The following is a 26,579-nucleotide window of genomic DNA, read 5'->3' as shown; positions in this document are numbered from 1 at the left end:
GGCCCCTTGTGGCCGCCTCTTTTTTTGCGCGCGCCCTCAAGCCCGCAGATGCCAGGCCCGCAGGTAGTGCAGCAGGTCCAGGCCATGCGTCCCGTGGAACCACACATGGCGCGACAGCGCCAGCGCGCCGATCCACGAGGCGGCCACCACCATCAGGTCGCAGCGGCCACTCTTCCACCAGTTCAGCGAGTGCCGTCCCAGAATCCACGGCACGCCAAGCGGATTCGGCCAGTCGGCCAGCAAGTGCATCAGGCCGCCGCAGGCAAAGCCAAACGCCGGCGCAGCCAGCCAGTGCAAGCCCAGCGAGCGATGCGCCACCGCCAGCAGGGCCAGCCAGGCGATGCCCCAATGCGTCCAGGTGCGATGAGTGATCCACAAGCGGCGGGATTTTGACCACCAGGCCACCTCCAGCCAGTCGGGCGCACCGCCGCCGGCCACGCCCGCCAGGAAGGCAAGCCCGGCGGCGAAATGGAAGGTGCCGCCGGCGCCTGCCCTGGTCACCACCGCGGCGGCGATCAGGCCGGCCGCCCATCCGGTGGCATGGTGTGCTTTGCTGGAAGCCATTGTCGTGCGCTCTGCGGTCGTCGTGAAATCGAGGGCCGCAATGGTGGCAGATCGGGCTGCAAAAGGACAGCGTTGACGGGCCGCATCGTCAAGGCCGTGGGCCAGCCTTGCGTGCAACCGCGACGCACACTAAGTTGGAAGCAGCCTGCGGCTACCCTGCCGCTGCCCCCTGGGAACGATCATGAGACGGTACATTGCCCGGCAAGCCCGCGTCATCCTGCCGGCGATCCCGCTGCTGGCGGCGGCCCTGTGGCTGGCGCCGGCAGTCCACGGCCAGCCGGCGGAAACCGGCCCCCTCACCATTGGCGGTTCGCTGGTGGTGGAAGGACCGCTCACCGTGCATGGCTCGCTTACCGTGGACGGCAGCATCCTTGCGCACGGCCCGCTGAGCGCGGCGTGGTTTGCCACCCTGCCGCCAACCTATGCGCCGCCGCCGGGGGCTGGCCGGCAAAAGGTCTTTCATGGCCCGCTCACCGTGCACGGGCCGCTGGTGGTGCAAGGCAACGTACAGGTCAACGGGCCCGTGAACATCGACGGGCCGCTAAGCGCGGGCGGCAGCATCGACGCAGATGGCCCCATGCGCGAGCGGCGGCGCGGCCGCTGAGGCACGCAGTAGGGCTCAGGCGGAGCGGGGCAACGCCGGCGGACGCGGGACCATCATGGCGAGCGCCGCGCCGCCGACGATCAGCGCCGCCGCGCACGCCAGGGTCCACGTCAGCATGGCAAATCCGAACCACACCAGCAGCAGCGTAGCCACCAGGGGCGTGCCGTAGGAAAGTACCCCCAGCAGTGCCAGGCGGCCATGTTTGGTGCCGTGGTCCCATGCCACGAAGGCGATGCCGGTGGGCCCCGCGCCAAGCAGCAGCACCGCCAGCCATTCGCCGGCATCCGGCATCACCGTGGTTTCCAGCGCGAAGTGGCACAAGGCACCGCACAAGGCCACCGCGCCGCACACGCTCACCATCGTGGTGCTAGGCACCTCGCCATGGCGCCGGTTGGCCACCGAGTATCCCGACCAGATCAACGCGCACGGCAGCGCCGCCAGGTAGCCCAGCACCACGGCGGCCTGCCCGCCCGCCGGCGACGACGAAGGCGACCCCTGGGGGGCGCCGCCGACGATCAGCAAGGTGCCCAGGAAGCCCAGCACCGCTGCGGCGATCTGCCGCCTGCCCAGGCTGCCGCCGGGGGCCAGCGCGGAGAACAGCACCATCAGCAGCGGCCAGAGATAGGCGAGCAGGCCAGCCTCGGCTGGCGGGATCACCGCGAAGGCGTAAAAGTACAGCGCGTGATAGAGAAAGATGGCGCCGAAGGCGAGCAGCCATGCCCGCCCCCGGCTGTCCGGTTGCCGGCCGGCTGGCGCGGCACGCGTTGGCAGCACCAGCCATGGCAGGCCCATCAGGAACGCCACGCCGAAGCTCAGTGCCAGCAACTCGAATGGCGGCAGGCGGCGGGCCTGGGCGGTCAGCAGCGGCAGCGTTGCCCACAGCAACAGGGCGAAGGCGCCAATCGCAGTCGGGCTGATCATGCGCCTGCCCGGGGAAGGGCTGGCAGGCTGGGAGCGGGTCGGCATGGCAGTGGCATATCCTGGTTCGGCGCGGGGACATGCCCCGCATGCCCTGCATCCTGGCAGTGGCTTTGCCGCCAGTCTTGGCAAAAACGGCTGTTCCGGCGCGGCGCGGCCTATCCCCCTTCCCATATTCGCCAAAGGGCGCTACAATCGCGCCCCTCGCGACACGAAATTCACATGACGTAGCGAGCAAGTCTAAGTCCCCTTCGTCTAGAGGCCTAGGACATCACCCTTTCACGGTGAGTACAGGGGTTCGAATCCCCTAGGGGACGCCAGTTCAGAGAGCACGCCATATAGGCGGTCTCTTACAAGAGCGTCGGAAATCGCTCTAAGCGATTTCCACAGCCACTGCGGAGTGGTAGTTCAGTTGGTTAGAATACCGGCCTGTCACGCCGGGGGTCGCGGGTTCGAGTCCCGTCCACTCCGCCAGCATTGCCTGAATACCGCGCGAAGATCGCGCTGCCAGGAAAAATATAGCCCGCCATCAAGGTGGGCTATTTTTTTGCCTTCAATCATCCCCACCGTTATCTCGGCAGCCTCCTGCCAACTTGCTGGCAAACGTGCGCCAGCTATGCGCCACCGCCGTCCGCGGCCCCTGAGCTATCGATCGCGCGCACGATGATCTCCAGGGTGTCATCCAGGTGATGGATGGTCTGCCGCTTGGCGGTTTCGGCATCGCGTTGCCTGTACTGGGACAGGATTTCCGCATGCTCGGCATTACTCTGCGCGATGTGCTCCGGGCTCATGTAGAGCGACAGCGAGATGTACGGCGCCGCCGAATCGCGCAGCGTCTTGACCAGGTGGGCCAGCCTGCTTTGTTCCTGGGAGGCCCACAGCGCCGCGTGAAACTCCAGGTTCAGCTCGGTCCACCGCGTGACGTCTTGTGTCTGCAGCATCTCTTCATGCAAGCCCTCGGCCCGGGCAATATCCCCGGCGGTGATGCCGCGCATTGCCTCTTCGACCATCATGGGCTCGAGCACCTTCCTGAGCCGGTAGATTTCCCGCACATCGTCGAGCGTCAGGCCGCGCACCACCGCGCCGCGATGCGCGTCGAAGAACACCAGCCCCTCGGAGATCAGCGTGCGCAAGGCTTCGCGCACGGGCGTCGTGCTCATCTCCAGCCGCTTGGCCAGGTCATCCTGGCGCAAGCGCTCGCCCGCCGTCATGCGGCCTTGCAGGATGTCGGCGCGCAAGGTCTGCACCGCATACTGATAGGCGGTAAGCCGGCGCGAAGGCGAGGCTTGCACTTTGGAGGCGGGAATCGGCGAAGTCTTCAAGGCGCTGGCTGCTGGTTGGTGAGCGAATGGCGTGGCAGTGTACCCCACTTCGCGAGCGCCTCCGGGATCTGCCCGCGCGGTGTCCCGGCGGCCAGCAGCGCGCCCAGCAGCAGCCGCGCCTTCAAGGGATGGAGCCACTTCGCAAGCATGGCGCCGCGCCGTGCCAGGTCGACTTCGGAACCGGCGAAGCCATAGGTTCGGGAGGCCGTGGCCCCGGCCCCCGTGCGGCTGGCGATCACCACGGGCACCACTTTGGCCAGGCGCTCGATGTGCCCGGCGAAGCCAGACGAGACGTGCCCCGCCCCGAACCCCGCGACCACGATCGCTTCGTAGCCGAGATCGAGCGCGGCGGCGGCCAGGTCGCCATCGTCACCCAGGAGCGCCGGCACCACCGCCACCTTTGGAAAGGCCCGCACAGCCGGACTCACCAGCGGCCTGCCAACCGGCGGATGGAAATACTCGGGCTGACCCTCCACCACCCGTCCCGCGGGCCCGCCATCGGGCGACGCGAAGGTCTGGACCGACAGGGAATCCGACTTGCAGACCCACCGCGCCCTGTGCACGGTGTCGTTCATGACCACCAGCACGCCGCGCCCGCGGCTCTGGTCGTCCATGGCCACCTGCACGGCGGCCAGCAGGTTGGCGGGGCCATCCGCCCCCGCGGACAGCGGCGTGCGCATCGCTCCGGTTATGACCAGGGGCTCGGGGTGGCGCCAATACAGATCCAGGAAAAACGCGGTCTCCTCGATCGTGTCCGTGCCCTGGGTCAGGACCACGCCTCGCGCCCCTCCGGCGATCTTGCCCTCGGCCCACGCCAGGCAGGCCAGCAACTGCTCGGTGCCCAGCGAAGCGCTTGGCAACTGGAACAGCGGCTCGGCGGAGAGATCGGCCAGTTCCCCCAGCCCCGGCACGGCCGCAACCAGTTGGGCGGCATCCAGCCTGGGGACCACACCGCCGGCGGCATCCGACGGCGTCATGCTGATGGTGCCCCCAAGGGAGGCGATGGCAACTGATGGGCGCGACATATGGTTTTCCCGTAGCGTTGAAGTATGCATTGTGCATTATATATACTATACAATTTGCAAAACAATTGCAGATCCCCTCACCCCGCTCAACCGTTACGGAGACGCCCGATGCACCAACACCCGCCGCCAAGCAGGTACCGCTTCACCATCTTCTTCCTGATCGTCGTGATTGCCCTGGTCAACTACATCGACCGCGGCGCCATTGCGTATTCCGCCGGGCAGATCATCGGCGAGTACGGCTTCGACCGCGCCGGCTGGGGCGCCGTGCTGGGCTACTTCGGCTATGGCTATATGTTTGGCGCGCTGATCGGCGGCGCGCTGGCGGACCGTCTCGGCGCGAAGCGGGTGTGGGTGATCGCGGGCGTGGCGTGGTCGCTGTTTGCCATCTGCATGGTCTGGGCCGGCGACATCGGCCTTGCGGTTTTCGGCGGCTCGGCGCTGAGCGGGTTCGCCATGGTGCGCATCCTCTTTGGCTTCTCCGAGGGACCCGCGTACTCCATCATCAACAAGACCATGTCGGCATGGGCATCGCCGGCGGAGCGCGGCTTCGCGGTGTCCATCGGCCTGTTGAGCACGCCGCTGGGCGCGCTGCTCACCGCCCCGGTAGCGGTCGGCCTGCTGCTGCTCACCGATAGCTGGCGCGCCATGTATGTGGTGCTTGGCGTCCTGGGCCTGGTCCTGATTGCCCTGTTCTCGCGCGTGTACACCAACCGGCCCGAGGATCATCCGAAGGTGAATGCGGCGGAACTCGCCCTGATCCAGGCGGGCCGCGGAGCCGCCCCCAAGGAGACCGCGAACGCCAGTGCCGCATTGCCGTGGTGGGCGTTCTTCAAAAGCCGGACGCTGGTATTCAACGCCATCGGCTACTTCTCCTTTATTTACGTCAACTTCATGCTGCTGACGTGGACACCGAAATACCTTCACGACGAGTTCAACTTCACGCTCTCCTCGCTCTGGTACATCGGGATGATTCCCTGGGTTGGCGCGTGCTTTACGGTACTGCTTGGCGGCCGCATCTCGGACTGGCTGCTCAAGCGCACGGGCAAACTGGTGATTGCCAGGAGCTGGTTTGCCGCCGGCTCGCTGTTGCTGACGACGCTGTGCTTCCTGATGGTGTCGCAGGCGCATAGCGTGTGGACCGTCATTGCGCTGATGACGCTGGGCAATGCACTGAACGCGCTGCCGAACTCTGTCTACTGGGCCGTGGTGATCGATACCGCGCCGTCGCGCGTCGGCACCTTCAGCGGCATCATGCATTTCATCGCCAACATCGCGGCGGTGCTGGCGCCCACGCTGGCCGGCATCCTGTCGGCACGCTACGGCTACTCGTCGATGTTCATCGCCACTTCGGTCGCGACCGCGCTGGGCGTGTTCGCCATGCTCCAGGTCCGCCCAGGGGTCGGTCCCCGCGTCGAAAGCGATGCGGGTGCCATGGCGGCGGCGGAATAAGCGCTGCCTTCAGCCCGCGGCGGCGCGCGGCAGGCGGACCGCGAAGCACGAGCCCTGCCCCTCCTTGCTGGTAACCACCACCTCGCCACCGTGCAGGTCGACCGCCAGCTTGACCAGGTACAGGCCAACGCCCGCGCCTGCCGTGCCGGCGACGTTGCCGCCGCGCACAAAGCGCTCGAAGATCTGGGCGCGGTCCTTGTCGGGAATGCCCATGCCGCGATCGGACACGGAGACGCTGATCGCCTCCGTGTCCGCGGATAGCCGCACGGCAACCGGGACGCCCGCCGGCGAGTACTTGATCGCGTTGCCGACCAGGTTGCTGATTGCCTGGAACAGCAGCTTGGCGTCGCCGTGGAAAATCTCGCCAACGCCGGGTTCGATGGTTTCCTCGATCACGGCCGCGGGAGAGCTCTCCCGGTGCATCTCGCACACCTCATGCACCAGCAGCGCCAACGAAAAATCAACGCCCTGCAGCGTGGCAAGGCGCCCGCCATCGAGCAACTGCGAGGAGTCGAGCAAGTGGTCGATGAGATTGGTCATGCGTCGCACGGCCACGCGGATGCGCCCGCAGCGCTCGGCGAGAACGTCGGCGGAGGGCGCATCCTTCATGCGCATGAGCCGCTGCGCGTGGCCATCGATCACGTTTAGCGGCGTGCGGAACTCATGCGAGGCCATGGAGACGAAATTGCGCTGCAGCACCGCCAGGCGCCGCTCGTTCTCCAGCGTGTCCCGCAGCATCGTGGTCTGAGCGGCCAGCGCCGCCTTGCTGCGCTCCAGCTCGATCGTATTGTCCCGGAAGCGCACCACCGCGCGGGCAATCTCGCCAATCTCGTCCTTGCGCCCGGCACCCGGGATATCGACGTGCGGATCGTTGTCGGTGATGCGGTGCATGCGCTCGACAAGCGCCGCGATGGGATTGGATACCGCCCGCACCAGATAGGCCACGGCCGCGATCACCAGGAAGCCCGACACCAGGATGGCGCCGGCGATCAGCCGGCGGGCCTCGTGGTAGGCATCGGCTTCACGCGCGGTGGCCTGCGCGGCGCCGACGACATTGCGCTCCGTCAGCACGCCCAGCGTGCCGTTGGCCTGCTCGAAAGCGTGGCGCGACTCGCCGCGGTAGAGCGCCACGGCTTGCGTCGTGTCCTTCTGGTGGGCCAGCGACACCACGCGGTCGACCAGTTGACGGTAAGCGGACCACTGCGCCATGAACTGCTGGTAGAGCTCCAGCTCCGCCGGCTCATGCTCGATCTTGCCGTAGCGGGCCTCGACCTCCTTGATCACATCGTCCAGCTTGCCGATCTGCCCTTCGGCCGCGCGCAGGTCAGCGCGCGAAGTCGCGATCAGCGCATCGCCTTCGAAGGCGCGGTAGTCGGAAATATAATTATTAAGGTCGCCCAGGATGCGGTTGCTCTGCAGCCAGCGGCCGCTGATCTGCGCGGACACGCTATGAAAGTTGCTCAGCCGGTTGATGCCGAACAGCCCCACGCCCACCACCAGGAGCAGGAACAACACGAAGACGAGCGACAGCCGCACGCGGATCGGCCTGAGCATCGGCACCGAATCAGGCAGCCCGACCAGGCGCCGCCCCAAACCGCGGCGCACCCGCCGGCTGGCGGGCGCCGGGCGAATTGAGTGATTCATAAGACTTTTATCCTGAATTTCGCTACGCTGTGCGCGGGGCGTGCCGTGCGTCCCGACGGCCTGCCGGAAGTCCCTCCCCGCCGGCGCTACCAAGGACCACCATGAACGATGCCCGCCGGAAGATCCTCTGCATCGAGGACGATGCCGAAACGGCCGCCCTGATTGCCGAAGAACTGATCGAACGGGGCTTTGCCGTCAGCACCGCGCACGACGGCCAACAAGGCCTTGCCGCCATCCTGCGGGACACGCCGGATCTCGTCCTTTGCGACGTGAGTATGCCAGTGATGACGGGCTTCGAACTGCTCGAAAAGATCACTTCGCTGGCGCCGCGCTTCGCCGACATGCCCTTTGTGTTCCTCACGGCGCTGGCCCAGCGCGAAGCCGAACTCAAGGGCCGCAGGCTCGGGGCCGACGACTATGTGACCAAGCCGGTCGATTTCGACATCCTGACGAGCATCGTCGAAGCCCGCCTTGCCCGGGTGGCGCGCACGCGGCCGGGCTTGCCGGCCGTGCAGCTCAGCGAGCGGGAAGTGGAGGCACTGGTGTGGTCCGCACGCGGCAAGACCTCGGGAGAGATCGCCACCATCCTGGGCCTGTCCAAACGCACGGTGGACTTCCATATCGACAATGCGCGCCAGAAACTGGGCGTCGCCACCCGCATCGAAGCTGTCGTCAAAGCCGCGTCCGCCGGCATCATCAAGCCATAGCGCGCCCGCGCCGGCTGCACTCCGGCCAGCCGGGCAGCCCCGGCCCGGCCGCTGCCCGAGCCACTTCCGCCATCGTTCCACGCTGAATGCCGGCGCGCCGCAGGAGTCCGCATCCGGAACCATCGACGAGGATCGTGCCACCGTTTGCGCAATCGGAACTGGCAAGAACCCGATCGCGAGACGGGCACACCAGAAGCAATACCGGATGAATCCGCAACAGATTCCGAAATTTCCCAAACGAAGCTGGGTACGGGCTTGATACGCTGCCGCCATCCAAAGTCATCGCTGATTTCTTTGGATGCTCCCTGGCGGACTCTTCAACCCGCAGGGCTACAACACTGTCGTCGGTGTACGCGGCAGTCTGCTCTCGGGCGGCCAGCGCGCCCGCAGCCATTGCCAGGGCGCTGGCCACCAATCCGCGCCTGCTCCTGCTCGATGAGGCGACCGCCAGCCTCGGCTACGAATCCGAGCGAGTCATTCACGACAACCCGGAGAAGATCTGTGCCGGTCGCACCGTGTTCATCGTTGCGCACCGGCTCTCCACGCTGCGGCTGGCGGATCGCATCCTGGTGCTGGGTAACGGGCAACTGGTCGAGCAAGGGCACCACACCGAACTGATTACCAACCCGGGCGGCAAATACCGCGCGCTGTTTGACGCCTTCCGTGTCCTGGAAACACCGATCGTCAAAGCGAAAGCGCCTATTCAAACGGTCGGTGACACACGGCCGCGCTGATGCGGAACTGGTACCGGAAGAATGAGAACAAGGAACTGAGATGCTAAAGAAAATGCTGGTGACCCTGAGTGCCTGGGCGCTCGTTGGTTGCGCTCCGCTCGATCTCTCGCGGAAGGCCCCGCTGGAATTGAATTCCGACGAAACACTGGTGTTAGTCGCTGCGCGCGTGAGTAATACACGCGAACCAAAGTACCCCATCAAGCTCTTCGGAATCACATTTGAACGATCCCCACTGATGTTTTCCAAATCGGGAACGGCCACCGAAGCCGCTACAACGGCCATCGGCCCACCAGAGAATCAGACGTTCCTGATTGCGGCCAAAGTGAAGGCCGGGGATAACGAAATGACGTGGTTGTCTGGCCTTACCGAACGAACCACCGCGCCGGGTTTTGGGTCAATGCGCTTTGGTGTATCCGCTCCCTTTACTGCGATGCCGGGCAAGGTGCAATACCTCGGCTTCCTGGACATCGAGAATGTGGACAGGAAGAACAAGGATCAGCAGCCATCCGGGCCAGGAGCACCAATCCTTGATCAGGCCATAACGGGACTCGCAATGGGGACGCTCGCCATCCGGCTTTCCGATGAGTCGCAGCGGGATATCGGGCAATTCAGGCGCGCGTTCGCCACACTGGCTATGCAAGCCATCCAAATCGCACCCCTGCAGCAGATCACGCTGGAGCCACGCACGATCAAGCCCGCGCTGAATCAGGGCTTTGACACCCCTGCAGAACCAGAAGTCGTGCGCCTGCAACACGCATCAAACTAAAAGCGCGCTCCCGGACACACGTGGAAACGCCGCAACGTGCAGACGGCGTCGCGCAAGCTCAAAGCTGGAGAGTTGCGGATATCGATCGATGATTCGGTCCTGAGAGCGCTTTCGCCATACCGGACTAGCCATGTCACCCGCTTTGGGGACCATAAGCCGGACTTGCACGGCCCATCTCACCAAAGAACCACATTATTTTTACAAATCAATAGGTTAGGTTCATTTTCTCGAAACCTTCACGAGGCCCTGCCGCCCCTCTACTGTGATCAATCACAGTAGAGGGGCGGCAGGCATTCCACCTAGAATCTGCGCTATTCCATCGCTCCCCGACCGGGGGCCACGGGATTAAGAGCCCTGGGAAGCCACGACGCCCCCAACAATGCACCACCGCTGCACGACCCGATGCCGCGGGGTGCGGGCATCCTTGAATCAGCTGGTAGCGCCCACTGCGCTGCCGCGCATCGGAGCAGGCGGCGCACCAGTCCCGGCCCCCTTCCGGGACCGGTGCGGTTCGCGTCTACGCTATGAGCAGATCGCAACAGCAACAGCCAACGCCGCCCGAGCGGGATATCCCGGCAGCGGGCCGGGCCGGCCGCGTGCCACCCCAGCGGCCCCTGCGCCCCTTTGCGGATGAGTTGCGGCGGGCCACCACGTTGATCCATGTCCGCGCGAGCGGAGCTGCAGACACCGGTGATGCCGGGCTGGCCGCATACCTGCTGTCCGCATGGCGCACGTTGCATAGCGCGAGCCACGTGCCGCCGCATTGCCCGCGTTGCGGCGGGCACAAGACGGTCTACGACGGCACCGATGATGGCAGCCTGCCCTTCTTCCATTGTGGAGGCTGCCGCCAGCGCTTCACCCGGCTGACAGGCACGCCCATGGCGCGGCTCAGGCTGGAGGACAAAGCGGAGGCGTTCTTTCAGCTGGCCTCGCAACAGGTGTCGGTCGCCGAAGCGGCGCGCCGGCTGGCGATCAAAAGCGAGACCGTCAGGCATTGGTCGGTCCAGACGCGCCTGTGGCTGCTGGAACTGGATCCGCAAGGCGAGTGGGAGCGTCGCGTGCAGCTCGGCGTGCGCTACGCGGTCATGCCGGCAATCGCCCGCGGCGAAACCGCGCCCGCGACGCGCGGATGCAGGTGCTCCATCGCATCCGACGATAGCGAGGCGCTCGCCGAAATGGAGAACGCGCCTTTGTTGATACGGGTATGCGCCCTCTGCGAGCAGACCGCGCACTAGCATGGAGCAATCCGCCCCAAGGAAAGCCCGTATATTTACTCGCGCGGATATCAACCCAGTCTACCTGGTGATGTGAAATATAAGATCTATTTATATTTAATTTTCATCACATAAAAACACGGACAACCATTTCCATCGCACGCTGAACAGGTAGCGTTTCGCGTAAGGTTCCGTCACGCAATCCACCTATATCTTGCCGTTTCCGGCATGGTGTCGCGCGCCCTTGCGCGCTACACGGCCTTTGCATGGGACATCGCTCCAGGAAATCTCAATAGCCATTCCTCAAACCAAGTTTGAATTGGCTTTGCAAATTTCAAGAAAAGGATACGGGTAATTACCTAAATTTCCGAAAGCTATTTGCAATCAAGGGCCTGGTCGGGCCGGGCTTCTCCCTGTGGGAGCTCTCGGAAGAGCTGCGCGCGAGCAACCCGCAACTGATCCAGGCGCGCTCGCTCTATATGGCGGCCAAGGCCACGGTGCCGCAGATCGCCGCGCCCAACAATCCGCAGGTGGGCTTCATCTGGGGCGCCCTGCCCAAGAACAGCCCGCTGGCGCTGGCGCAAGCCCAGAACTTCAGCTATACGCTCACGCAGTCCTTCCCGTTTCCGGGCAAGAAGGCGCTGGCGGCCGATATCGCCAACACGCAGGCGGAGTCCATCGACGCGCAGCGCGACGCGCTGTACCTGCAGCTCTACGCACAGCTGAGCACGACTTACTTCCAGGCGCTGGCGCAGAAAGCGCAGCTCGATGTGCTGCGCCTCAACCTCAAGCGGCTGGAGCAGGTCAAGCAGGTGGCGCGCATCCGCTACGCCAACAATGCGGCGGGCTATGTCGACTACCTGAACGCCCAGGTAGCACAAAGCAGCGCGCAGAACGATACCTTTGGCCTGGAGCGCCAGTATGACAACGCGCTCAAGACCATCAACACACTGATCGGCAAGAGTCCCGAGTTCCCGCTCGAATTGCGCACGGATGCCAGCGCGGCGCGCCTGCCGCCCACGCCCTTGCCCGAACTGGAGGACATGGCGCTGCGCGAGCATCCCAATATCCGCGCATCGCGCTTCCAGGTGGAAGCCGCCGAAAAAGGCGTGCGCCTGGCCCGCAAAGCCTACCTGCCGGATTTCCAGATCATCGCCACCTTCAACGGCAACAACCCGCCACTGGGCTTCCAGCCGGCCAGCTACGGCATCGAGTTCGACGTCATCATCCCGCTGTTCTTCTTTACCAAGGAAAAATACGGCGTGGATGAAGCCGTAGCCAACAAGGTGGCGTCCGACGCCAACGAACAGTCGGTACGCCAGCAGACGCTGCTGGCCGTGGATACCGCGCACAACAACCTGCGCCAGTCGGTGAACCAGGCCGAGTTCCTGCGCCAGCGGCAACTGCCTGAGGCCCTGACAGCCTACAAGATGGCCTTCACCAACTACGCCAACAACAATGCCAACTTCACCGACCTGCTCACTGCCAGCTCCGCGCTCAAGAATGCGGAACTCGCGGTGACGCAGGCCGAGTCCGAGGCGCGCCAGGCTTACTACACGCTCGCCGCCGCGGTGGGCCGGGACAAATTCTGATGGCCGCGAAGGCCTTGAACCTATGAACAAGAATCTGATAATTGGCGCCGGCTTCATTGTGGTCCTCGCCGGCGGCATCTGGGGTGGCAAGTACTGGGCCCAGTCACTGCAGGCGGTACCAGCCACCGTGCCAGCCCTGGCCGCTGCGCCCTATACCAACGCTGAGACCGCCACGCCACGCCGCGTCCCCTCCTCGCTGGCCCTGCCCGAAGGCGGCTTCGATCCGAAAACGGTCAAATCCGCGGTGTTCAGCATGCAAACTGTCCCGGTCGACACACCCACGCCCGGCAAGCTCGCGTACAACGTGCAGCAGGCCAAGCTGGCGTCCGCGCGCGTGGCCGGCCGCGTGGAACGCATCCTGGTCTTCGAGGGTGCCGTGGTCCATGCCGGCCAACCGCTCGCCGAGCTGTACTCGCCCGAGTACATCGCCGCGCAGAATGAATTCCTGCTTTCGCACAACGCCTATCACACCCTGAGCAACAGCGACCTGAAGGAACTGGTGGATGACGCCAAGCTAACCATGCAGTCGTCCGAGAACAAGCTGCGCGTACTGGGCGCGACCACCGAGGACATCGCCCGCATCCGCGAGCGCGGCACGGCTTCCGACACCTTGACCGTGCGCGCGCCGATCGGCGGCACCATCGTCAAGCGCGACATGGACCCGGGCTCCTATCTCAATGTCGGTGATTCGCTGATGAGCATCATCGACACGCGCTCGATCTGGTTCACCGGCAATCTCTACGAGAACGATATCAAGAACGTACGCCTGGGCCAGGCCATCGAGATTGAAACCCCGGCCTATCCCGGACGGCACTACCGCGGGCGCGTCAGCTTTATCGCGCCCAATGTCGACGCCGACACCCATACGCTGCAGGTGCGCTGCGATGTGCCCAACCCGGACGGCACGCTCAAACCCGAGATGTATGCCACTGCGCGCATCGTCACCGGCAGTGCGCAAGCGCTGGTGGTGCCGCAATCGGCCATCGTCAAGGACCAGGGCAAGCTCTACCTGATGCTCCAGCCTGACGACAGGCATATCGAGCGCGTGGCCGTGCAGGGCACACCGCGCAGCGACGGCACCTTCCTGGTCACCGACGGCGTGCCGGCGGGCGCGACCGTGCGCGTGGTGACGCAGGGCGGCATGCTGCTCAACGAACTGCTGCTCAAGCAGGAGGCCTGAGATGGTCTTCTCGCCCATCAAAAGCATCCTCAAGCGGCGCCTGGTTATCGTCTTCCTGGCCCTTGGCCTGCTGGCAGCCGGCGTGCTGAGCTTCCTGCGGCTGCCGCTGCAAGCGTATCCCGGCGTGGCGCCGGTCACGGTGCAGGCCATTACGCAGTGGCCCGGCCGCAGCACGGTCGAGGTCGAGCAGCAAATCACGATCCCCGTGGAGAACGCGCTGGCCAGCGTGCCCGACGTGCAGTCCTTCCGCTCGGTCTCGCTGTTCGGGCTGTCGGTGGTGACCGTCAAGTTCAAGGAGGGCGTGGACAACTTCAAGGCGCGCCAGAACTTCGTCACCTACCTGTCGCAGGCCAGTCTGCCACCCGGCGTGCAACCCAACCTGTCGCCGGACGGCGACGCCACCGGCGAAATCCTGCGCTACCGGATCGAGGCCAATGGCGTTGACGTGACCACGCTGAAGACCTACCAGGACTACAGCGTCTACAAGGAGATCAAGCACGTTTCCGGTGTGGCCGACATCACCGCCTTCGGCGGTATGGTCAAGCAGTACCAGATCGTGCCGACGCCCGAGAAGCTGCAGGCCTACGGGCTCTCGCTCAAGCAGGTGGTGGATGCGGTGTCCAGCGCCAACGCCAACACCGGCGGCGGCCTGATGAAGTCCGGCGAGCAGCAGTTCGTGGTGCGTGGCGTGGGCCTGCTGCAAACGCTCGACGATATCCGCAACGTCACCGTCTCTGTGTCCAATGGCGTGCCGGTGCGCGTGCGCGATATCGCCCAGGTCGGGGTGGGCAACACGCCGCGCCTGGGCATGGTGCAGTTCGACCACCATGACGATATCGTCGAAGGCATCGTGCTGATGAAGCGCGACGAGAACGCCACCGAGGTGCTGGCGCGGGTGCGCGACAAGATCGCCGAGATCAACCAGAACGTGCTGCCGAAGAACGTCCAGGTCAAGACCTTCTACGACCGGCAGAACCTGCTCGACATCACCATGGGGACCGTCGAGCACGCGCTGTTCGTCGGCATCTCGCTGGTGCTGATCGTGCTGTTCATCTTCCTCGGCAGCTTCCGCGCAGCGGCGGTGGTGGCGGCGGTGATCCCGCTGGCCTTGTGCGTGTCCTTCATCAATATGGACCACTTCAAGGTACCGGCCAACCTGATCTCCCTAGGGGCAATCGACTTCGGGCTGATCGTGGATGCCGCGGTGATCGTGATGGAGAACATCATGCGCCACCTGGAGGAAGGCGAGACCAATGTCGAGGATGGCATCATCAGGGCCACCAGCGAAGTCCAGCGCGCCATGATCTTCTCCACCGGCATCATTATCGTGGCCTACTCGCCCTTGTTCTTCATGGGCGGGGTGGAGGGCATCATCTTCAAGCCGATGGCCTTCACCATGGGCTTCGCGCTGCTGGCGTCGATCGTGCTCGCGTTGACCTTCGTGCCGGCGGTGACATCCTTCGTGTTCCGCGGTTCGCTGCGGCCGCACTCGCCGAAATTTATCGCGGTGATCCTGCGCGGCTACAAACCCCTGCTGCGCAAGCTGCTGAAAAAGCCCGGCCTGGTGTTCCTGGCCGCCTTTATCGGCCTGGCCGGCACGCTGTACAGTTCGCGCTATCTCGGCACCGAGTTCCTGCCCACGCTGGAGGAAAACAACCTGTGGCTGCGCATCACGCTGCCCAACACCGTTGATCTCGACTACTCGGCATCCATCGCGCGCGACCTGCGCGGCTTCTTCCGCGAGCAGCCCGAGGTGAAAACCGTGTCGGTACAGATCGGGCGCCCCGACGATGGCACCGATTCCACTGGCGTGTTCAACCAGGAATACGCGCTCTACTTCAAGCCCCCGGCCGACTGGCCCAAGGGCGCCACCAAGCAACAGGTGGTGGAAAGGCTGTCCAAGCACCTGGATCGCATCCCGGGCATCGAGTACAACTTCTCGCAGTACATCCAGGACAACGTGAACGAGGCGCTGTCCGGGGTCAAGGGCGAGAACTCGGTGAAGATCTACGGTTCCGACCTGGTGATGCTGCAGAACAAGGCCAAGGAAGTCGAATCGATCCTCAGGAAAGTGCCGGGGCTGGCCGACGTCGGCATCTTCAAGGAGCTGGGCCAGCCCACGCTGAACATCACGGTCGACCGCGAGAAGAGTGCGCGCTTCGGCATGAACGTCAGCGACATCCAGTCCGCCGTGCAGTTCGCGATCGGCGGCGATGCGGTAACCAACATCCTGGAAGGCGAGAAGACCTTCGGGCTGTCGGTGCGGCTCAACGACCAGGCGCGCAACAATCCGGACGTGATCGGGCGCCTGCTGGTGGATACGCCTGACGGGCAGCGCATTCCGCTGTCGATGGTGGCCAAGGTGGAAGCCACGGATGGTCCGTTCTTCGTCTACCGTGAAACCGGCAAGCGCTATATCGCCATCAAGTTCGGCGTGCGCGGGCGCGACCTGGGCAGCGCGGTGGCCGAGGCACAGGACAAGGTCGGCAAGGCGGTGACGCTGCCGGCGGGCTACAGCATCTTCTGGGACGGCCAGTTCAACCAGATGAAGATCGCGCAGAAGAAGCTGGCGGTGATCGTGCCGCTGACCATCCTGGTGATCTTCCTCCTGCTGTACAGCACCTTCGGCAACTTCAAGGATGCGCTGATGGTGGTGCTGAACGTGCCGTTCGCGGCCATCGGCGGCCTGCTGTCGCTGCATATCGCCGGAGAGACGCTATCAATCTCGGCGGGTATCGGCTTCCTGTCGCTGTTCGGCATAGCGATCCAGGACGGGGTGATCCTGATCTCCTACGTCAACCGGCTGGCGCAGTCCGAGGATTTGCATGAAGCCGTGGTCGAGGGCGCCGCGCTGCGCCTGCGGCCGGTGGTGATGACGGCCATGCTGGCGGGTCTGGGCCTGCTGCCAGCGGCGCTGTCGCACGGCATCGGCTCGGAAGCGCAACGTCCGCTGGCCCTGGTGATCGTCGGCGGCATGGTGACCACCACCCTGCTCACGCTGCTGGTATTGCCGGTGGTGTTCTCGTGGGTGAACCGCCATCGCGCGCACAAGGGTGGCCCCGATTCGGCCTCGCTGACGCCGGCTGAAGGCGTTTGAACCTGAACCAACCAGTGGCTGGTACGCACGGGCGGGCCGGCCACGCAACGGGAGTCGATCATGAGCATGCGAAAGAAGGCACCGGCGACGCTGCTGGCCGTCCTGCTTTGCACCGGTGTCGGGGTAGCCGGCGCCGCGCCGCAAAAGGCGTCGGCAGGTAGCAAGCCATCGTCGGCGCAGTCCGCCAAGCAGGCTAACCGGAACTCGGTGCTGCCATCCAACGCGCGGAAATAGCCGGCTTCCGCGCTTTAGGCGCCGACCGGCACTCCGACGGGAATCAGGCCCGGGTTACCTTCCCCCAGTCCCCGCCACCTCGAACACTTCGCGCAACCATTGCGCAAAGACCCGCACGCGCGACGAGAGCTGGCGATTTTGCGAATACAGCACCGAGACCGGCATCGGCGGCGGCGGCAGGTCCGCCAGCACGACCTGCAGGCGGCCGTCCTTCAGTTCGGCTGCCACGCGATAGCGCGGCACCTGGACCAGCCCGAGCCCGGCCACCGAGGCGCCGGTGTAGAGGTCGGCACCGGTGACCGAGACGGTGGCCGCCAGTTGGATCGCCGTCACGCGGCCGTCCACGGTGAACTCCATCGGCACTGCCTTGCCTGTCCCGCTGGAGACGTAGTTGACCGCGCGATGCGCCGACAACGCGTCCAGGCCCTTCGGCTCGCCATGCTTCGCGAGGTAGGCCGGGCTGGCCACGGTGACCTGCTCCAATAGGGCGACACGCCGGCCGACCATCGACGAATCCTGCAGGTTCCCTGCACGCAGCACGCAATCGACCCCTTCGCGCACCAGGTCGACCAGGCGGTCGTCCTCGCCGATGTGGACTTCCAGGTCGGGATATTGCGCCAGGAAATCCGGCAGCGCAGGCACGACGAAATGGCGCGCGAGCGTTCCTTGCAGGTTCACGCGCAGGAGGCCTTTGGGCGCGGCATTCCTGAACGAGCCTTCCGCTTCTTCCAGGTCGGCTATCAGGCGCACGCAGCGGCGGTAATGCGCCTCGCCATCGTGGGTCAGCCGTACCGTGCGCGTGGTGCGCTCCAGTAGCCGCGCACCGAGCCGCTGCTCCATGCGCTTGATCAGGTTGGTGATGGTGGCGCGCGGGATCCGCAGGTCCTCGGAGGCCTGGGTAAAGCTCTGGCGCTCGGCGATGCGCACGAAGGCCTGCATTTCCTGGAATCGGTCCATTGCACTTCTCCGGGTGATCACGTGGCCGACAGGCAACCCGGCTCGCCCCATTGTTAAACCAAATGGAGCAATGATATCAAGTTACGGCTAATTATCTATCCAGCCGAATGATCCATGATTCGTTTCCCCCCCCCCGAAAGGAAACGATCATGAGCAACACCAACAGCACCGACAGCATTACCAAAGTCGCCATCGTGACCGGCGCTTCCCGCGGCATTGGCGCAGCCATTACCCAGCGTCTCGCCCGGGACGGCTTCGCGGTCGCGGTCAACTATGCGGCCGGCGCGGCGCAGGCCGAGGCCCTCGTGGCCGAGTTGAAGGCGGCAGGCGCAACCGCCATCGCGGTACAGGCCGATGTGTCCAGGGCCGACGATGTGCGCCGCATGTTCGAGATCACCGAGCAGCAACTGGGCAAGGTCGACGTGCTGGTGAACAACGCCGGCGTGCTCAAGACCGTGCCGCTGGCCGACACCAGCGACGCGCTCTACGACCTGACCTTCGACATCAATGTGCGCGGCACCTTCAACACCTTGCGCGAAGCCGCCGCGCGGCTCAACGACGGCGGGCGCATCGTCAACTTCTCCAGCACCACGCTGGCGCTGAACATGCCTGGCTACGCCGTCTACAACGCCACCAAGGCCGCCGTCGAATCGTTCACGCATGTGTTCGCCAAGGAATTGCGCGGCCGCGGCATCACGGTGAACGCGGTGGCTCCCGGCCCGATCGCCACCTCGCTGTTCCTCGACGGCAAGACCGACGAGCAGATCCAGGCGTTCGCCAGGATGCCCCCGCTGCAGCGCCTGGGCCAGCCGGAGGACATCGCTTCCGTGGTGGCCTTCCTCGCCGGCCCCGACGCCGGCTGGGTCAACGGCCAGATCCTGCGCGCCAACGGCGGCGTCGCCTGAATCCGATCCGTCGCGCTGAGCCATCAGACACAAGCAGACACAACGCAAGGGGAACATCATGCAAAACGCCAATCAACAAGTCATCCTCGTCACCGGCGCCGGCACAGGCATCGGCAAGCTGAGCGCGCAGGCACTGGCTGAAGCGGGCCATATCGTCTACGCGACCATGCGCGATGTGAAGGGCCGCAACCGCGGCCGTGCGGACGAACTGCGCGCGCTCGCCAAGTCCGGGAACATCCAGTTGCATCCGCTCGAACTCGACGTGTTGTCACAGGAATCCGCCGACGCCGCAGCCGCGGCGATCGTCCGGGAACAAGGGCGCATCGATGTCGTGATGCAGAATGCGGGGCACCTGGTGGTCGGGCCCGCCGAGGCCTTCACGCCCGAGGAAATGATGCGCGTGTTCGACACCAACCTGTTCGGCGCGCAGCGCGTGAATCGCGCCGCCCTGCCCTATATGCGCAAGCAGGAAGCCGGGCTGATGCTGTGGATCAGCAGCACCACGACCAAGGGCGGCTTCCCCCCGTTCATGGGGCCTTACGGCGCGGCCAAGGCAGCCATGGATTCGCTGGCCGTCACGCTGGCCTATGAGATCGCGCGCTTTGGCATCGAGACCTCGATCGTGGTGCCGGGCGCGTTCACCCGCGGCACCGCGCACTTCCCCAGCGCGGGCAAGCCCGCCGATTTGGCCACGGCCGCCGCCTATAGCCGCTATGACGGCGTGATGGACCAGATTGGCGAACGCCTGAGCGCACTCACTCCCGACGACGCCGACCCGAAGGCCGTGGCCGATGACATCGTGCGGATCGTGGGCCTGGCTGCCGGCACGCGCCCGATGCGTTCGGTGATCGATTTTGTCGGTGATGGCGCGCGGGAAGTGCTGGAAGTCTCCGAGCGCGTGCGGACCGAGTTTGCGAAGCGGATCGGCATGCAGGACTTGCTGCAAGCCACGGTCTGCCGCTGAACCATTCCCTGCCAACCGAAAAGCCGGCCCGGGCCGTACCCCGGCCCGGGCTCACCGTCAGGAACGGCGATGAAACGATGGATCCCACTCGCATTCGCCGCGCTGCTGCCGGCTCTGCTCGCATCCTGCGAAGCCCACCCGGCCAGGCAAGGCGATGCCGCTATCACCCGGGGCAAACCCATGAAAGCGTCGAAGACCTATCTCTACCTGCTGCGGAAGACGCCGTTCTTCACCAGCCTGACAACCGCGCAACTGCGCTGGACCATCGACCATTCACGCGAGTGGGAGGCGGAACCCGGCACCGTGATCACGCAGTGCGCGGACGCAGGCGACAGCGCCGCCGACGTCTGGGTGCTGCTGGACGGCGGCTGGCAGCTCGAACACGGCGGCCAGGCCTACCCGTCCGGCCATGCCGACCCCGGCAAGTGGTTCAGCGCGCGCCAGGCCTCCGGCACCTGCCGCCTGGTCGCGCACGAACATAGCTATGTGATGCAGGTCGCGCGGGCGGATTTCGACGCGATGCTGGCCCAGGGCTTTGCCTTCGGCAAGCAGATGGACGCCGGCTACCGCTACTACGGCGAAATCTTCGGGAGCATGCCGGCGAGCACGGCGGGCAGCCGGGAAGGACGGCGTCCGCAAGCCCCGCCCTAGCCTGCCAATCCCGCGTTGCGCCACACGCGGCACGCGCAAATGCCCCGGCCCCTGCCTACAATGAAAACAATAAGAACAATGACGGCAACCACCGGGCAATCCATCATGAACTTCCATCTGGCTTCGAAGCCATTCCCCGCTGCGTCGGCAGGCCAGGCATTGCCCGGCGCGCGCATGCGGGCTGGCCTGCTGGCGTGCGGCTTGTTGCTGGTGCCTGCCGCGCCCCCCGCCCGGGCGCAGGTATCCGCCGCATCTGCCACATCCGCGCCAGCGGCACCCACGGCTCCCGGCGCCGCCTTTTCCGCCGGCACGCCCGGCGGCCCGTTACCGGCCGGCTGGAAGAACCTGCCGGTCGCGCATGGCAAGACGCTGACCCGTTACAGCCTCGTAACAGACGACAGCGCCACGGTGCTGCAGGCCGATGCCGCCGCCTCCGCCTCSGCGCTGATGCACAAGGGCAACGTCGACCTGGCAGAAACACCGCAGCTGACCTGGCGCTGGAAAATAGACCGGCCGATCGACGATGCCGACAACAGCGTCGCATCGAAAGAGGACGCGCCTGCGCGGCTGGTATTCATGTTCGAAGGAGACAAGAGCAAGCTGCCGCTGGGCGACCGTGCCGCCATCCAGCTTGCCAAGACGCTGGCGGGCGAGGAACTGCCCTATGCCACGCTGATGTACGTCTGGTCCAATACCGCGCCGGTCGGCTCGGTCATCGACAATCCCCACACCTCGCGGGTCAAGATGATCGTGGTCTCGGGCAGCGCCGACGGCACCGGCAAGTGGCTGGCGCTGAGCCGCAACGTGGCGCAGGACTTCGAGCATGCCTTCCACGAGAAGCCGGGCAAGGTGGCCGCCTATGGATTGCTCACCGATACGGACAACACCAGGGCGAGTGCGCGCGCCTGGTATGGGGATATTCGGTTCGGGCCGGCGAAGTAGCGGGGGCGAGGCGCGGTGGGGCAATACCGCCCTGGCCTCGTCCGCGCATCGAGTTGTCAGAAGCCGGTTACAACTCCGGCTCCCAGGAACCCACACACCGCCTCGGCAAATTCCCGCGGCTGCTCCCAGTTGGACAAATGGGCCCCGTCCAGCTCCACATAGCGCGCACCGGCGATCCCCGCGGCTACCTCGCGGCCTTGCGTCGGCGTGGTCGCCAGGTCGTGCGTGCCGGCGATCACCAGCACCGGGCTGGCGATGCGCGATAGCAGCGGGCGCAGGTCGGCATCGCGCACGGCGGCACAGTTGGCCGTATAGCCTTCGGGCGACGCATCCAGCAACATCTGCCGCACCGGGGCGATGCGCTCTGCGTTGCCGGCCAGCCAGCCGGCGCTGAACCAGCGTGCCAGCACGGCGTCGACGATGGCGGCCATGCCCTGGGCGCGTACCGTCTGGATGCGGGTGTCCCAGCCGCTGGCCGGCCCGATCAGGGCGGCGGTGTTGGCCAACACGAAGCGCCCGAAGCGCTCCGGGTGGCTGGCCGCCAGCCACATGCCGGTCATGCCGCCCATCGACAGCCCGCAAAAGTGGGCGCGTCCGATGCCGGCGTGATCCATGATCGCCAGCACGTCCCGCCCGAGTTCGGCAAACCCGAACGGCCCGGCCGGGGCCGGCAGGCCGGAGCCGCCGTGGCCGCGCGTGTCGTAGCGCAGCACGCGGAAGCGGGACAACAGGCTGTCCATCTGCGGCGCCCACATCTGCAGGTCGGTGCCGAGCGAGTTGGACATGACCAGAACGGGCGCGTCCGGCGCCCCCTCGATCTGGTAGTGCAGCGCGATGCCCTGGTTGAATGCGGTGGTCATGACGATCTCAGTCTGCGCGGATGCCGCGTTCGCGGATCAGCTTGCCCCATTTGTCGGTTTCAGCGGCGAGGTGCTTGCCCAGTTGCGCGGGCGTGCTGCCGATCGGCTCGGCGCCGATGCCGGCCAGGCGGGTACGCACCGACGGCTTGGCCAGCGCGTCCACCATGGCCTGGTTCAGCCGCGCGACCACGGCGGGCGGCGTCTTGGCCGGCACGAAGGCGGCGAACCACGGCGACAGGTCATAGCCCTTCACGCCGGCTTCGGCCAGGGTCGGCACGTTCGGCAGCGTCGACGAGCGCTTGGCGGTGGTCACGGCGATCGGCGTGAGCTTGCCGGAATCGATATGCGGCTTGGCCGAGGTGATGCTGTCGAACATGTAGTCGACCTGGCCGCCCAGCAGGTCCGTCATGGCCGGGCCGCTGCCCTTGTAAGGCACATGCAGCATCTTGACCCCGGTCAGCGAGGTAAACAACTCGCCGGCGAGATGGATCGAGGTGCCGTTGCCGGCCGAGGCATAGGTGTACTTGTCCGGCGTGGCGCGCGCGGCGGCGATCAGGTCGGGGACCGTGGCGGGCAGCTTCTTGGCCTTGCTGGTGACCAGTACATTGGGCACCACCGCCAGCAGCGACACCGGCGCGAAGTCCTTCACCGGGTCATAGTTCAGCCGGCCGTACAGGGCGGGGTTCACCGCCATGCCGTTGGCCACGATGATCAGCGTGTAGCCATCCGCGGGCGAGCGCGCCACCAGCTCGGCGCCGATATTGCCGCCTGCGCCGGGGCGGTTTTCCACCACGATGGCCTGGCCCATCGACTTCGACATTTCCTCGCCCAGCGTGCGGGCGATATTGTCCATGGCGCCGCCGGCGGGGAATGGCACGACCCAGCGGATGGGGTGATCGGGATAGGCGTCGGCGTGTGCGGACGGCAGCACGGCCAGGGTGGCCAGCGCGCAGGCGCAGGCGGCCCAGGCGCGCAGGAAAGGCAAGCGCATCAAAGTCTCCTCCAGTTGGTTTCGGAGTTGGAGTTGGACCGCGGCCATCGCGGGCCGCGGCGTTATTTCTTGATTACTTGATCGACGACGGGTGCCGCGCCAGCGGCGTGACATGGATCTCCATGTACGGGAACAGCGGCAGGCCGGACAACATCGTGTGCAGCTCGTCGTTGGACTCGGCATCGAAGATGCTGTAGTTGGCGTACTCGCCCACCACACGCCAGATATGCGGCCATTTGCCCTGGCGCTGCAGGTCCTGCGAGTACGCCTTCTCGCGCGCCTTGATCTCGTCTGCCTGCGTGGCAGGCATGTCGGCCGGAATCCTTACGTCCATTCTCACCAGAAACAGCATGCTTTTATTCCTTGGGTCTGTGTTTGCTCATGGGTGGCGGCAGGTGCGCCTCAGGCGGCACGGCGGTAATGCGCCAGCTTATCCTCGTCCAGCGTCAGGCCCAGCCCCGGCCCCACCGGCAGGTGCAAGGCAAAGTCGCGGTACTCGGGACGCGCCGTCACCACATCATCCTTGAGCAGCAGCGGGCCGAACAGCTCGGTGCCCCAGGCCAGCCGCGGCAGCGTGGAAAAACCGTGGGCGGCGGCGATGGTGCCCACGCTGCCCTCCAGCATGGTGCCGCCATACAGCGCGATGCCGGCGGCGTCGCCAACCGCCGCGGTGCGCAGCATCTCGAAGATGCCGCCCGACTTGGAGATCTTCAGCGCGAACACGTCCGCGCCGGCGATGCGCGCCAGTTCCATCGCGTCCTCGGGGCCGCACACGGACTCGTCGGCCATCACCGGCACGACGAAGCGCGCCGCCAGCCGGGCCAGCGCGCCGCGCTGCTCGCGCGGCACCGGCTGCTCGACCAGGTCGATGCCGGCGGCTTCCAGCATGGCGATGCCGGTGGCGGCGTCGGCCTCGTTCCAGGCCTGGTTGACATCCACCGTAACGCGGGCGCGGTCGCCCAGCGCGCGCTTGATGGCCGACACGTGGGCCACGTCGTCGCGTACGGAGCGGCGGCCGATCTTGAGCTTGAAGGTGTTGTGGCGGCGGGCCTCGAGCAGCGACTCGGCCTCTTCGATGTCGCGGCCGGTATCGCCGCTGGCCAGGGTCCACAGGCAGGCCAGGTTCGGCCGCACCGCGCCGCCCAGCAGTTCGGACAGCGGCAGGCCCAGGCGCTTGCCCTGCGCGTCGAGCAGCGCGGACTCCAGCGCCGACTTGGCAAAGCGGTTGCCGCGCGCCACCGCGGCCAGGCGCTGCATGGCCGCGTGGATATTGGACGCATCGAGGCCGGCCAGCGCGGGCGCCAGATAGGTATCGATGGTCAGCTTGATGCCCTCGGGGCTTTCGTCGCCGTAGCTCAGGCCGCCGATGGTGGTGGCTTCGCCAATGCCCTCGACGCCATCGCTGCAGCGCAGCCGCACGATCACCAGGGTCTGGCGCTGCATGGTGGTCATGGCGAGCTGGTGCGCCCGGATGGTGGGCAGGTCGACCAGGATGGCTTCGACGGAGGTGACGGTTGCTTTCATGCTGTATGTCTGCCAAGTATGGAATACGCTGGGATGCAGTATGTGGCTTGACATTCAGGGTGTCCAAGACCGAGTATGTCCCGATCAATACCTTTAAAGTATGGAGGGGCAGGCGCCATGGAGCTTCGTCACCTGCGCTATTTCCAGGCTGTCGCGGCCGAACTCAACTTCACCCGCGCCGCCGAACGCCTGCATATCGCCCAGCCGCCGCTGTCGCGCCAGATCCGCCAGCTGGAGGACGAAATCGGCACGGTGCTGCTGGACCGCACCGCGCGCGCCGTGCGGCTGACCGAGGCCGGACGCTTCCTGCTGGAGCAGTCGCTGCAGTTGAACCAGCGTATCGACGAGATCGTGGAAGGCACGCGGCGCATCGGCCGCAACGAGAAGCGCTGGTTCGGCATCGGGTTCGTGCCGTCGGTGCTGTACGGTTTCCTGCCGGAGCTGATCCGCCAGGTGCGCGGCTCCGACACCGCGCTTGAGGTCGGCCTGTCCGAGCTGACCACGGTGCAGCAGATGGAAGCGCTCAAGGCCGGCCGCATCGATATCGGCTTTGGCCGCATCGTGCTGGACGACCCGGCCATTACCCGCACGGTGGTGATGGCCGAGCCGCTGATGGCCGCCGTGCCCAGCGGCCACGCCGCGCTGAAGGGTCCGCCCATGACGCCGGCGCAACTGGCGGCGCACCCCTTCGTGCTCTATCCGGCGCGGCCCCGRCCCAGTTACGCCGATCATGTGCTGGCGCTGTTCCGCACCCAGGGCCTGCAACCGCGCGTGGCCCAGGAGGCCAACGAACTACAGACCGCCATCGGCCTCGTGGCCGCCGGGCTCGGGATCTGCCTGGTGCCGGCATCCGTGCAGCGCCTGCATCGCGACGACGTGGCCTACATGCCGATTGATGCACCCGGCTTTACGTCCCCGGTGATGATGAGCTATCGCAGCGACGACCGCTCGGCACTGCTGGCCGAAGTGGTGAAACGGGTGGGCGAGCTGGCGCGCACGCCGCCACGGGACTGATTTCCGCCCCGGCGGCGAGATGAATAACGTCCGGCACCCCACAAACGGGTGATGCGGGCCGCGCGATCGGTTTGTACAGTGCACGCACAAAAAAAGAGACGGGGAAATCGTGCCACCGATGCAATCAGGGTCACTATCGGGCCATGCCGCCGGGCCACGGCCGGGCGGCCTGTTCATGGCTCTCCTTCAAGCCTGCGGCGACACGCTGCGCAAAGCCTGGGGCGGCACGCAATGTGAGGTAGCGCTCACCGCGCGCGAGCCGGGCACCTCGCCGGGCAGCGCCCCCGGCCAGCCACAAACCGGTGCCTTGCGCCTCCAGCTCCGCTACGCGGATACGCCGCTGACGCCCGGCGCCACCCGCGTCACGGCCACCGCCGCGGTGCTGCAATGCGACGGCACCGACATCACCGCCAGCCTCGCGCCGTCCGCATGGACCTGGCGCCAGGCCTCGGGCCTGTCGATGGGGGCCGGCTATGGCGCCGTCTCGGTCGATACCGAGGGCCAGGTACGTTCGGCGAGCGTATGCCCGCAAGGCCGCAGCTTGTCGCTCTCCGGCACCAGCCGCTCAGCCTGCCACGATATGGCCTCGGGGGTGGAAGTCAGCGTGCTGCTCGGCAACGGCGAGCGCCTGGTCCAGCATTTCCAGCCGGGGTTGGCCGGGCTTGAGTAAGGACTTAAGGACTTAAGAACTTAAGGACGTAAAGACGTAAAGACGGAAGGG

Annotated in this window: 26 protein-coding genes and 2 tRNA genes; 18 read left to right on the top strand and 10 right to left on the bottom strand. The window is 65.8% G+C overall.

What is annotated here, in order from left to right; translation table 11 throughout:
• Positions 1–36: 36 nt before the first annotated feature.
• Positions 37–564, bottom strand: a complete 528-nt coding sequence (locus AC1DN0_RS08500) for a metal-dependent hydrolase (protein WP_441631698.1) — start codon at positions 562–564, stop codon at positions 37–39.
• A gap of 181 nt (positions 565–745) precedes the next feature.
• On the opposite strand from AC1DN0_RS08500, the gene AC1DN0_RS08495 reads away from it, so the two are divergent.
• A complete protein-coding gene (locus AC1DN0_RS08495; RefSeq protein ID WP_441631700.1) occupies positions 746–1,168 on the top strand; it encodes a hypothetical protein in 423 nt (140 codons plus the stop codon).
• A 15-nt stretch (positions 1,169–1,183) separates the two neighbouring features.
• Here the strand turns inward: AC1DN0_RS08495 and AC1DN0_RS08490 are convergent, their stop codons facing one another.
• Positions 1,184–2,134, bottom strand: coding sequence for a DMT family transporter (locus tag AC1DN0_RS08490; RefSeq protein WP_441631702.1), 951 nt, complete (start codon positions 2,132–2,134; stop codon positions 1,184–1,186).
• Between the two features lie 196 nt (positions 2,135–2,330).
• Here AC1DN0_RS08490 and AC1DN0_RS08485 point away from each other — a divergent pair.
• Both AC1DN0_RS08485 and AC1DN0_RS08480 read left to right on the top strand, forming a co-directional pair.
• A tRNA-Glu gene (locus tag AC1DN0_RS08485) sits at positions 2,331–2,406 on the top strand.
• Positions 2,407–2,483: 77 nt separating this feature from the next.
• A tRNA-Asp gene (locus tag AC1DN0_RS08480) sits at positions 2,484–2,560 on the top strand.
• A gap of 140 nt (positions 2,561–2,700) precedes the next feature.
• On the opposite strand, the gene AC1DN0_RS08475 is transcribed toward AC1DN0_RS08480, so the two are convergent.
• Together AC1DN0_RS08475 and AC1DN0_RS08470 are read right to left on the bottom strand one after the other, a co-directional pair.
• Positions 2,701–3,408, bottom strand: a complete 708-nt coding sequence (locus AC1DN0_RS08475; RefSeq protein ID WP_441631704.1) for a GntR family transcriptional regulator — start codon at positions 3,406–3,408, stop codon at positions 2,701–2,703.
• Complete coding sequence (locus tag AC1DN0_RS08470) at positions 3,405–4,433, bottom strand: asparaginase (RefSeq protein ID WP_441631706.1); 1,029 nt, start codon at positions 4,431–4,433, stop codon at positions 3,405–3,407. Before AC1DN0_RS08470 ends, AC1DN0_RS08475 begins: the two co-directional genes overlap by 4 nt.
• 108 nt (positions 4,434–4,541) lie before the next feature.
• Here AC1DN0_RS08470 and AC1DN0_RS08465 point away from each other — a divergent pair, with 108 nt between their 5' ends.
• Complete coding sequence (locus AC1DN0_RS08465; RefSeq protein ID WP_441631708.1) at positions 4,542–5,882, top strand: MFS transporter; 1,341 nt, start codon at positions 4,542–4,544, stop codon at positions 5,880–5,882.
• Positions 5,883–5,891: 9 nt separating this feature from the next.
• Here the strand turns inward: AC1DN0_RS08465 and AC1DN0_RS08460 are convergent, their stop codons facing one another.
• Positions 5,892–7,526, bottom strand: a complete 1,635-nt coding sequence (locus AC1DN0_RS08460) for a sensor histidine kinase (RefSeq protein WP_441631710.1) — start codon at positions 7,524–7,526, stop codon at positions 5,892–5,894.
• A 101-nt stretch (positions 7,527–7,627) separates the two neighbouring features.
• On the opposite strand from AC1DN0_RS08460, the gene AC1DN0_RS08455 reads away from it, so the two are divergent.
• From AC1DN0_RS08455 to AC1DN0_RS08420, 8 genes are all read left to right on the top strand, one after another.
• Positions 7,628–8,233 carry a response regulator transcription factor gene (locus tag AC1DN0_RS08455; RefSeq protein ID WP_441631712.1) on the top strand — a complete coding sequence of 202 codons (606 nt, stop codon included), beginning with the start codon at positions 7,628–7,630 and terminating at the stop codon, positions 8,231–8,233.
• A 347-nt stretch (positions 8,234–8,580) separates the two neighbouring features.
• On the top strand, positions 8,581–8,967 hold the full coding sequence (locus tag AC1DN0_RS08450) for a hypothetical protein (RefSeq protein WP_477111121.1): 387 nt from the start codon (positions 8,581–8,583) through the stop codon (positions 8,965–8,967).
• A 40-nt stretch (positions 8,968–9,007) separates the two neighbouring features.
• Positions 9,008–9,733 carry a hypothetical protein gene (locus AC1DN0_RS08445; RefSeq protein ID WP_441631716.1) on the top strand — a complete coding sequence of 242 codons (726 nt, stop codon included), beginning with the start codon at positions 9,008–9,010 and terminating at the stop codon, positions 9,731–9,733.
• 524 nt (positions 9,734–10,257) lie between these two features.
• Positions 10,258–10,968: a DUF746 domain-containing protein gene (locus tag AC1DN0_RS08440; protein WP_477103471.1), complete on the top strand. Its 711-nt coding sequence runs from the start codon at positions 10,258–10,260 to the stop codon at positions 10,966–10,968.
• 293 nt (positions 10,969–11,261) lie between these two features.
• A complete protein-coding gene (locus tag AC1DN0_RS08435; RefSeq protein WP_477145650.1) occupies positions 11,262–12,539 on the top strand; it encodes a TolC family protein in 1,278 nt (425 codons plus the stop codon).
• Between the two features lie 22 nt (positions 12,540–12,561).
• A complete protein-coding gene (locus AC1DN0_RS08430) occupies positions 12,562–13,719 on the top strand; it encodes an efflux RND transporter periplasmic adaptor subunit (RefSeq protein WP_441631722.1) in 1,158 nt (385 codons plus the stop codon).
• A 1-nt stretch (position 13,720) separates the two neighbouring features.
• Positions 13,721–16,816, top strand: a complete 3,096-nt coding sequence (locus AC1DN0_RS08425; RefSeq protein WP_441631724.1) for an efflux RND transporter permease subunit — start codon at positions 13,721–13,723, stop codon at positions 16,814–16,816.
• A 60-nt stretch (positions 16,817–16,876) separates the two neighbouring features.
• Entirely contained in the window at positions 16,877–17,050 is a 174-nt protein-coding gene (locus AC1DN0_RS08420; RefSeq protein ID WP_441631726.1) for a hypothetical protein, read from the top strand.
• Positions 17,051–17,104: 54 nt separating this feature from the next.
• On the opposite strand, the gene AC1DN0_RS08415 is transcribed toward AC1DN0_RS08420, so the two are convergent.
• Entirely contained in the window at positions 17,105–18,007 is a 903-nt protein-coding gene (locus AC1DN0_RS08415) for a LysR family transcriptional regulator (RefSeq protein ID WP_441631728.1), read from the bottom strand.
• A 149-nt stretch (positions 18,008–18,156) separates the two neighbouring features.
• On the opposite strand from AC1DN0_RS08415, the gene AC1DN0_RS08410 reads away from it, so the two are divergent.
• The 4 genes from AC1DN0_RS08410 to AC1DN0_RS08395 all read left to right on the top strand — a co-directional run bounded on the left by AC1DN0_RS08410 (position 18,157) and on the right by AC1DN0_RS08395 (position 21,469).
• Positions 18,157–18,912: an SDR family oxidoreductase gene (locus AC1DN0_RS08410; protein WP_441631730.1), complete on the top strand. Its 756-nt coding sequence runs from the start codon at positions 18,157–18,159 to the stop codon at positions 18,910–18,912.
• 58 nt (positions 18,913–18,970) lie between these two features.
• On the top strand, positions 18,971–19,876 hold the full coding sequence (locus AC1DN0_RS08405) for an SDR family oxidoreductase (RefSeq protein WP_441631732.1): 906 nt from the start codon (positions 18,971–18,973) through the stop codon (positions 19,874–19,876).
• Between the two features lie 69 nt (positions 19,877–19,945).
• A complete protein-coding gene (locus AC1DN0_RS08400; RefSeq protein ID WP_441631734.1) occupies positions 19,946–20,527 on the top strand; it encodes a hypothetical protein in 582 nt (193 codons plus the stop codon).
• Positions 20,528–20,632: 105 nt separating this feature from the next.
• Positions 20,633–21,469 (top strand): DUF3047 domain-containing protein, encoded by an 837-nt coding sequence (locus tag AC1DN0_RS08395; RefSeq protein ID WP_441631736.1) that lies wholly within the window; start codon positions 20,633–20,635, stop codon positions 21,467–21,469.
• Positions 21,470–21,525: 56 nt separating this feature from the next.
• Here AC1DN0_RS08395 and pcaD read toward each other — a convergent pair whose 3' ends face one another.
• The 4 genes from pcaD to AC1DN0_RS08375 form a co-directional block, all read right to left on the bottom strand.
• On the bottom strand, positions 21,526–22,329 hold the full coding sequence (pcaD, locus tag AC1DN0_RS08390; RefSeq protein WP_441631738.1) for a 3-oxoadipate enol-lactonase: 804 nt from the start codon (positions 22,327–22,329) through the stop codon (positions 21,526–21,528).
• A 7-nt stretch (positions 22,330–22,336) separates the two neighbouring features.
• Positions 22,337–23,320: a tripartite tricarboxylate transporter substrate binding protein gene (locus AC1DN0_RS08385; RefSeq protein WP_441631740.1), complete on the bottom strand. Its 984-nt coding sequence runs from the start codon at positions 23,318–23,320 to the stop codon at positions 22,337–22,339.
• Positions 23,321–23,393: 73 nt separating this feature from the next.
• The gene (gene catC, locus AC1DN0_RS08380; RefSeq protein ID WP_035871859.1) at positions 23,394–23,672 is read right to left on the bottom strand and encodes a muconolactone Delta-isomerase; all 279 of its coding nucleotides are present in this window, start codon (positions 23,670–23,672) and stop codon (positions 23,394–23,396) included.
• 50 nt (positions 23,673–23,722) lie between these two features.
• On the bottom strand, positions 23,723–24,844 hold the full coding sequence (locus tag AC1DN0_RS08375) for a muconate/chloromuconate family cycloisomerase (protein ID WP_035871862.1): 1,122 nt from the start codon (positions 24,842–24,844) through the stop codon (positions 23,723–23,725).
• A 117-nt stretch (positions 24,845–24,961) separates the two neighbouring features.
• On the opposite strand from AC1DN0_RS08375, the gene AC1DN0_RS08370 reads away from it, so the two are divergent.
• Together AC1DN0_RS08370 and AC1DN0_RS08365 are read left to right on the top strand one after the other, a co-directional pair.
• Positions 24,962–25,858 carry a LysR family transcriptional regulator gene (locus AC1DN0_RS08370; protein WP_441631743.1) on the top strand — a complete coding sequence of 299 codons (897 nt, stop codon included), beginning with the start codon at positions 24,962–24,964 and terminating at the stop codon, positions 25,856–25,858.
• 175 nt (positions 25,859–26,033) lie between these two features.
• Positions 26,034–26,528, top strand: a complete 495-nt coding sequence (locus tag AC1DN0_RS08365; protein ID WP_441631745.1) for a hypothetical protein — start codon at positions 26,034–26,036, stop codon at positions 26,526–26,528.
• The last annotated feature ends 51 nt before the right edge of the window (positions 26,529–26,579 follow it).

The organism is Cupriavidus sp. 05N39 (assembly GCF_056397325.1).
The sequence above is the reverse complement of the archived record's forward strand: the minus strand, read 5'-3'. Positions and strand labels throughout refer to the sequence as shown.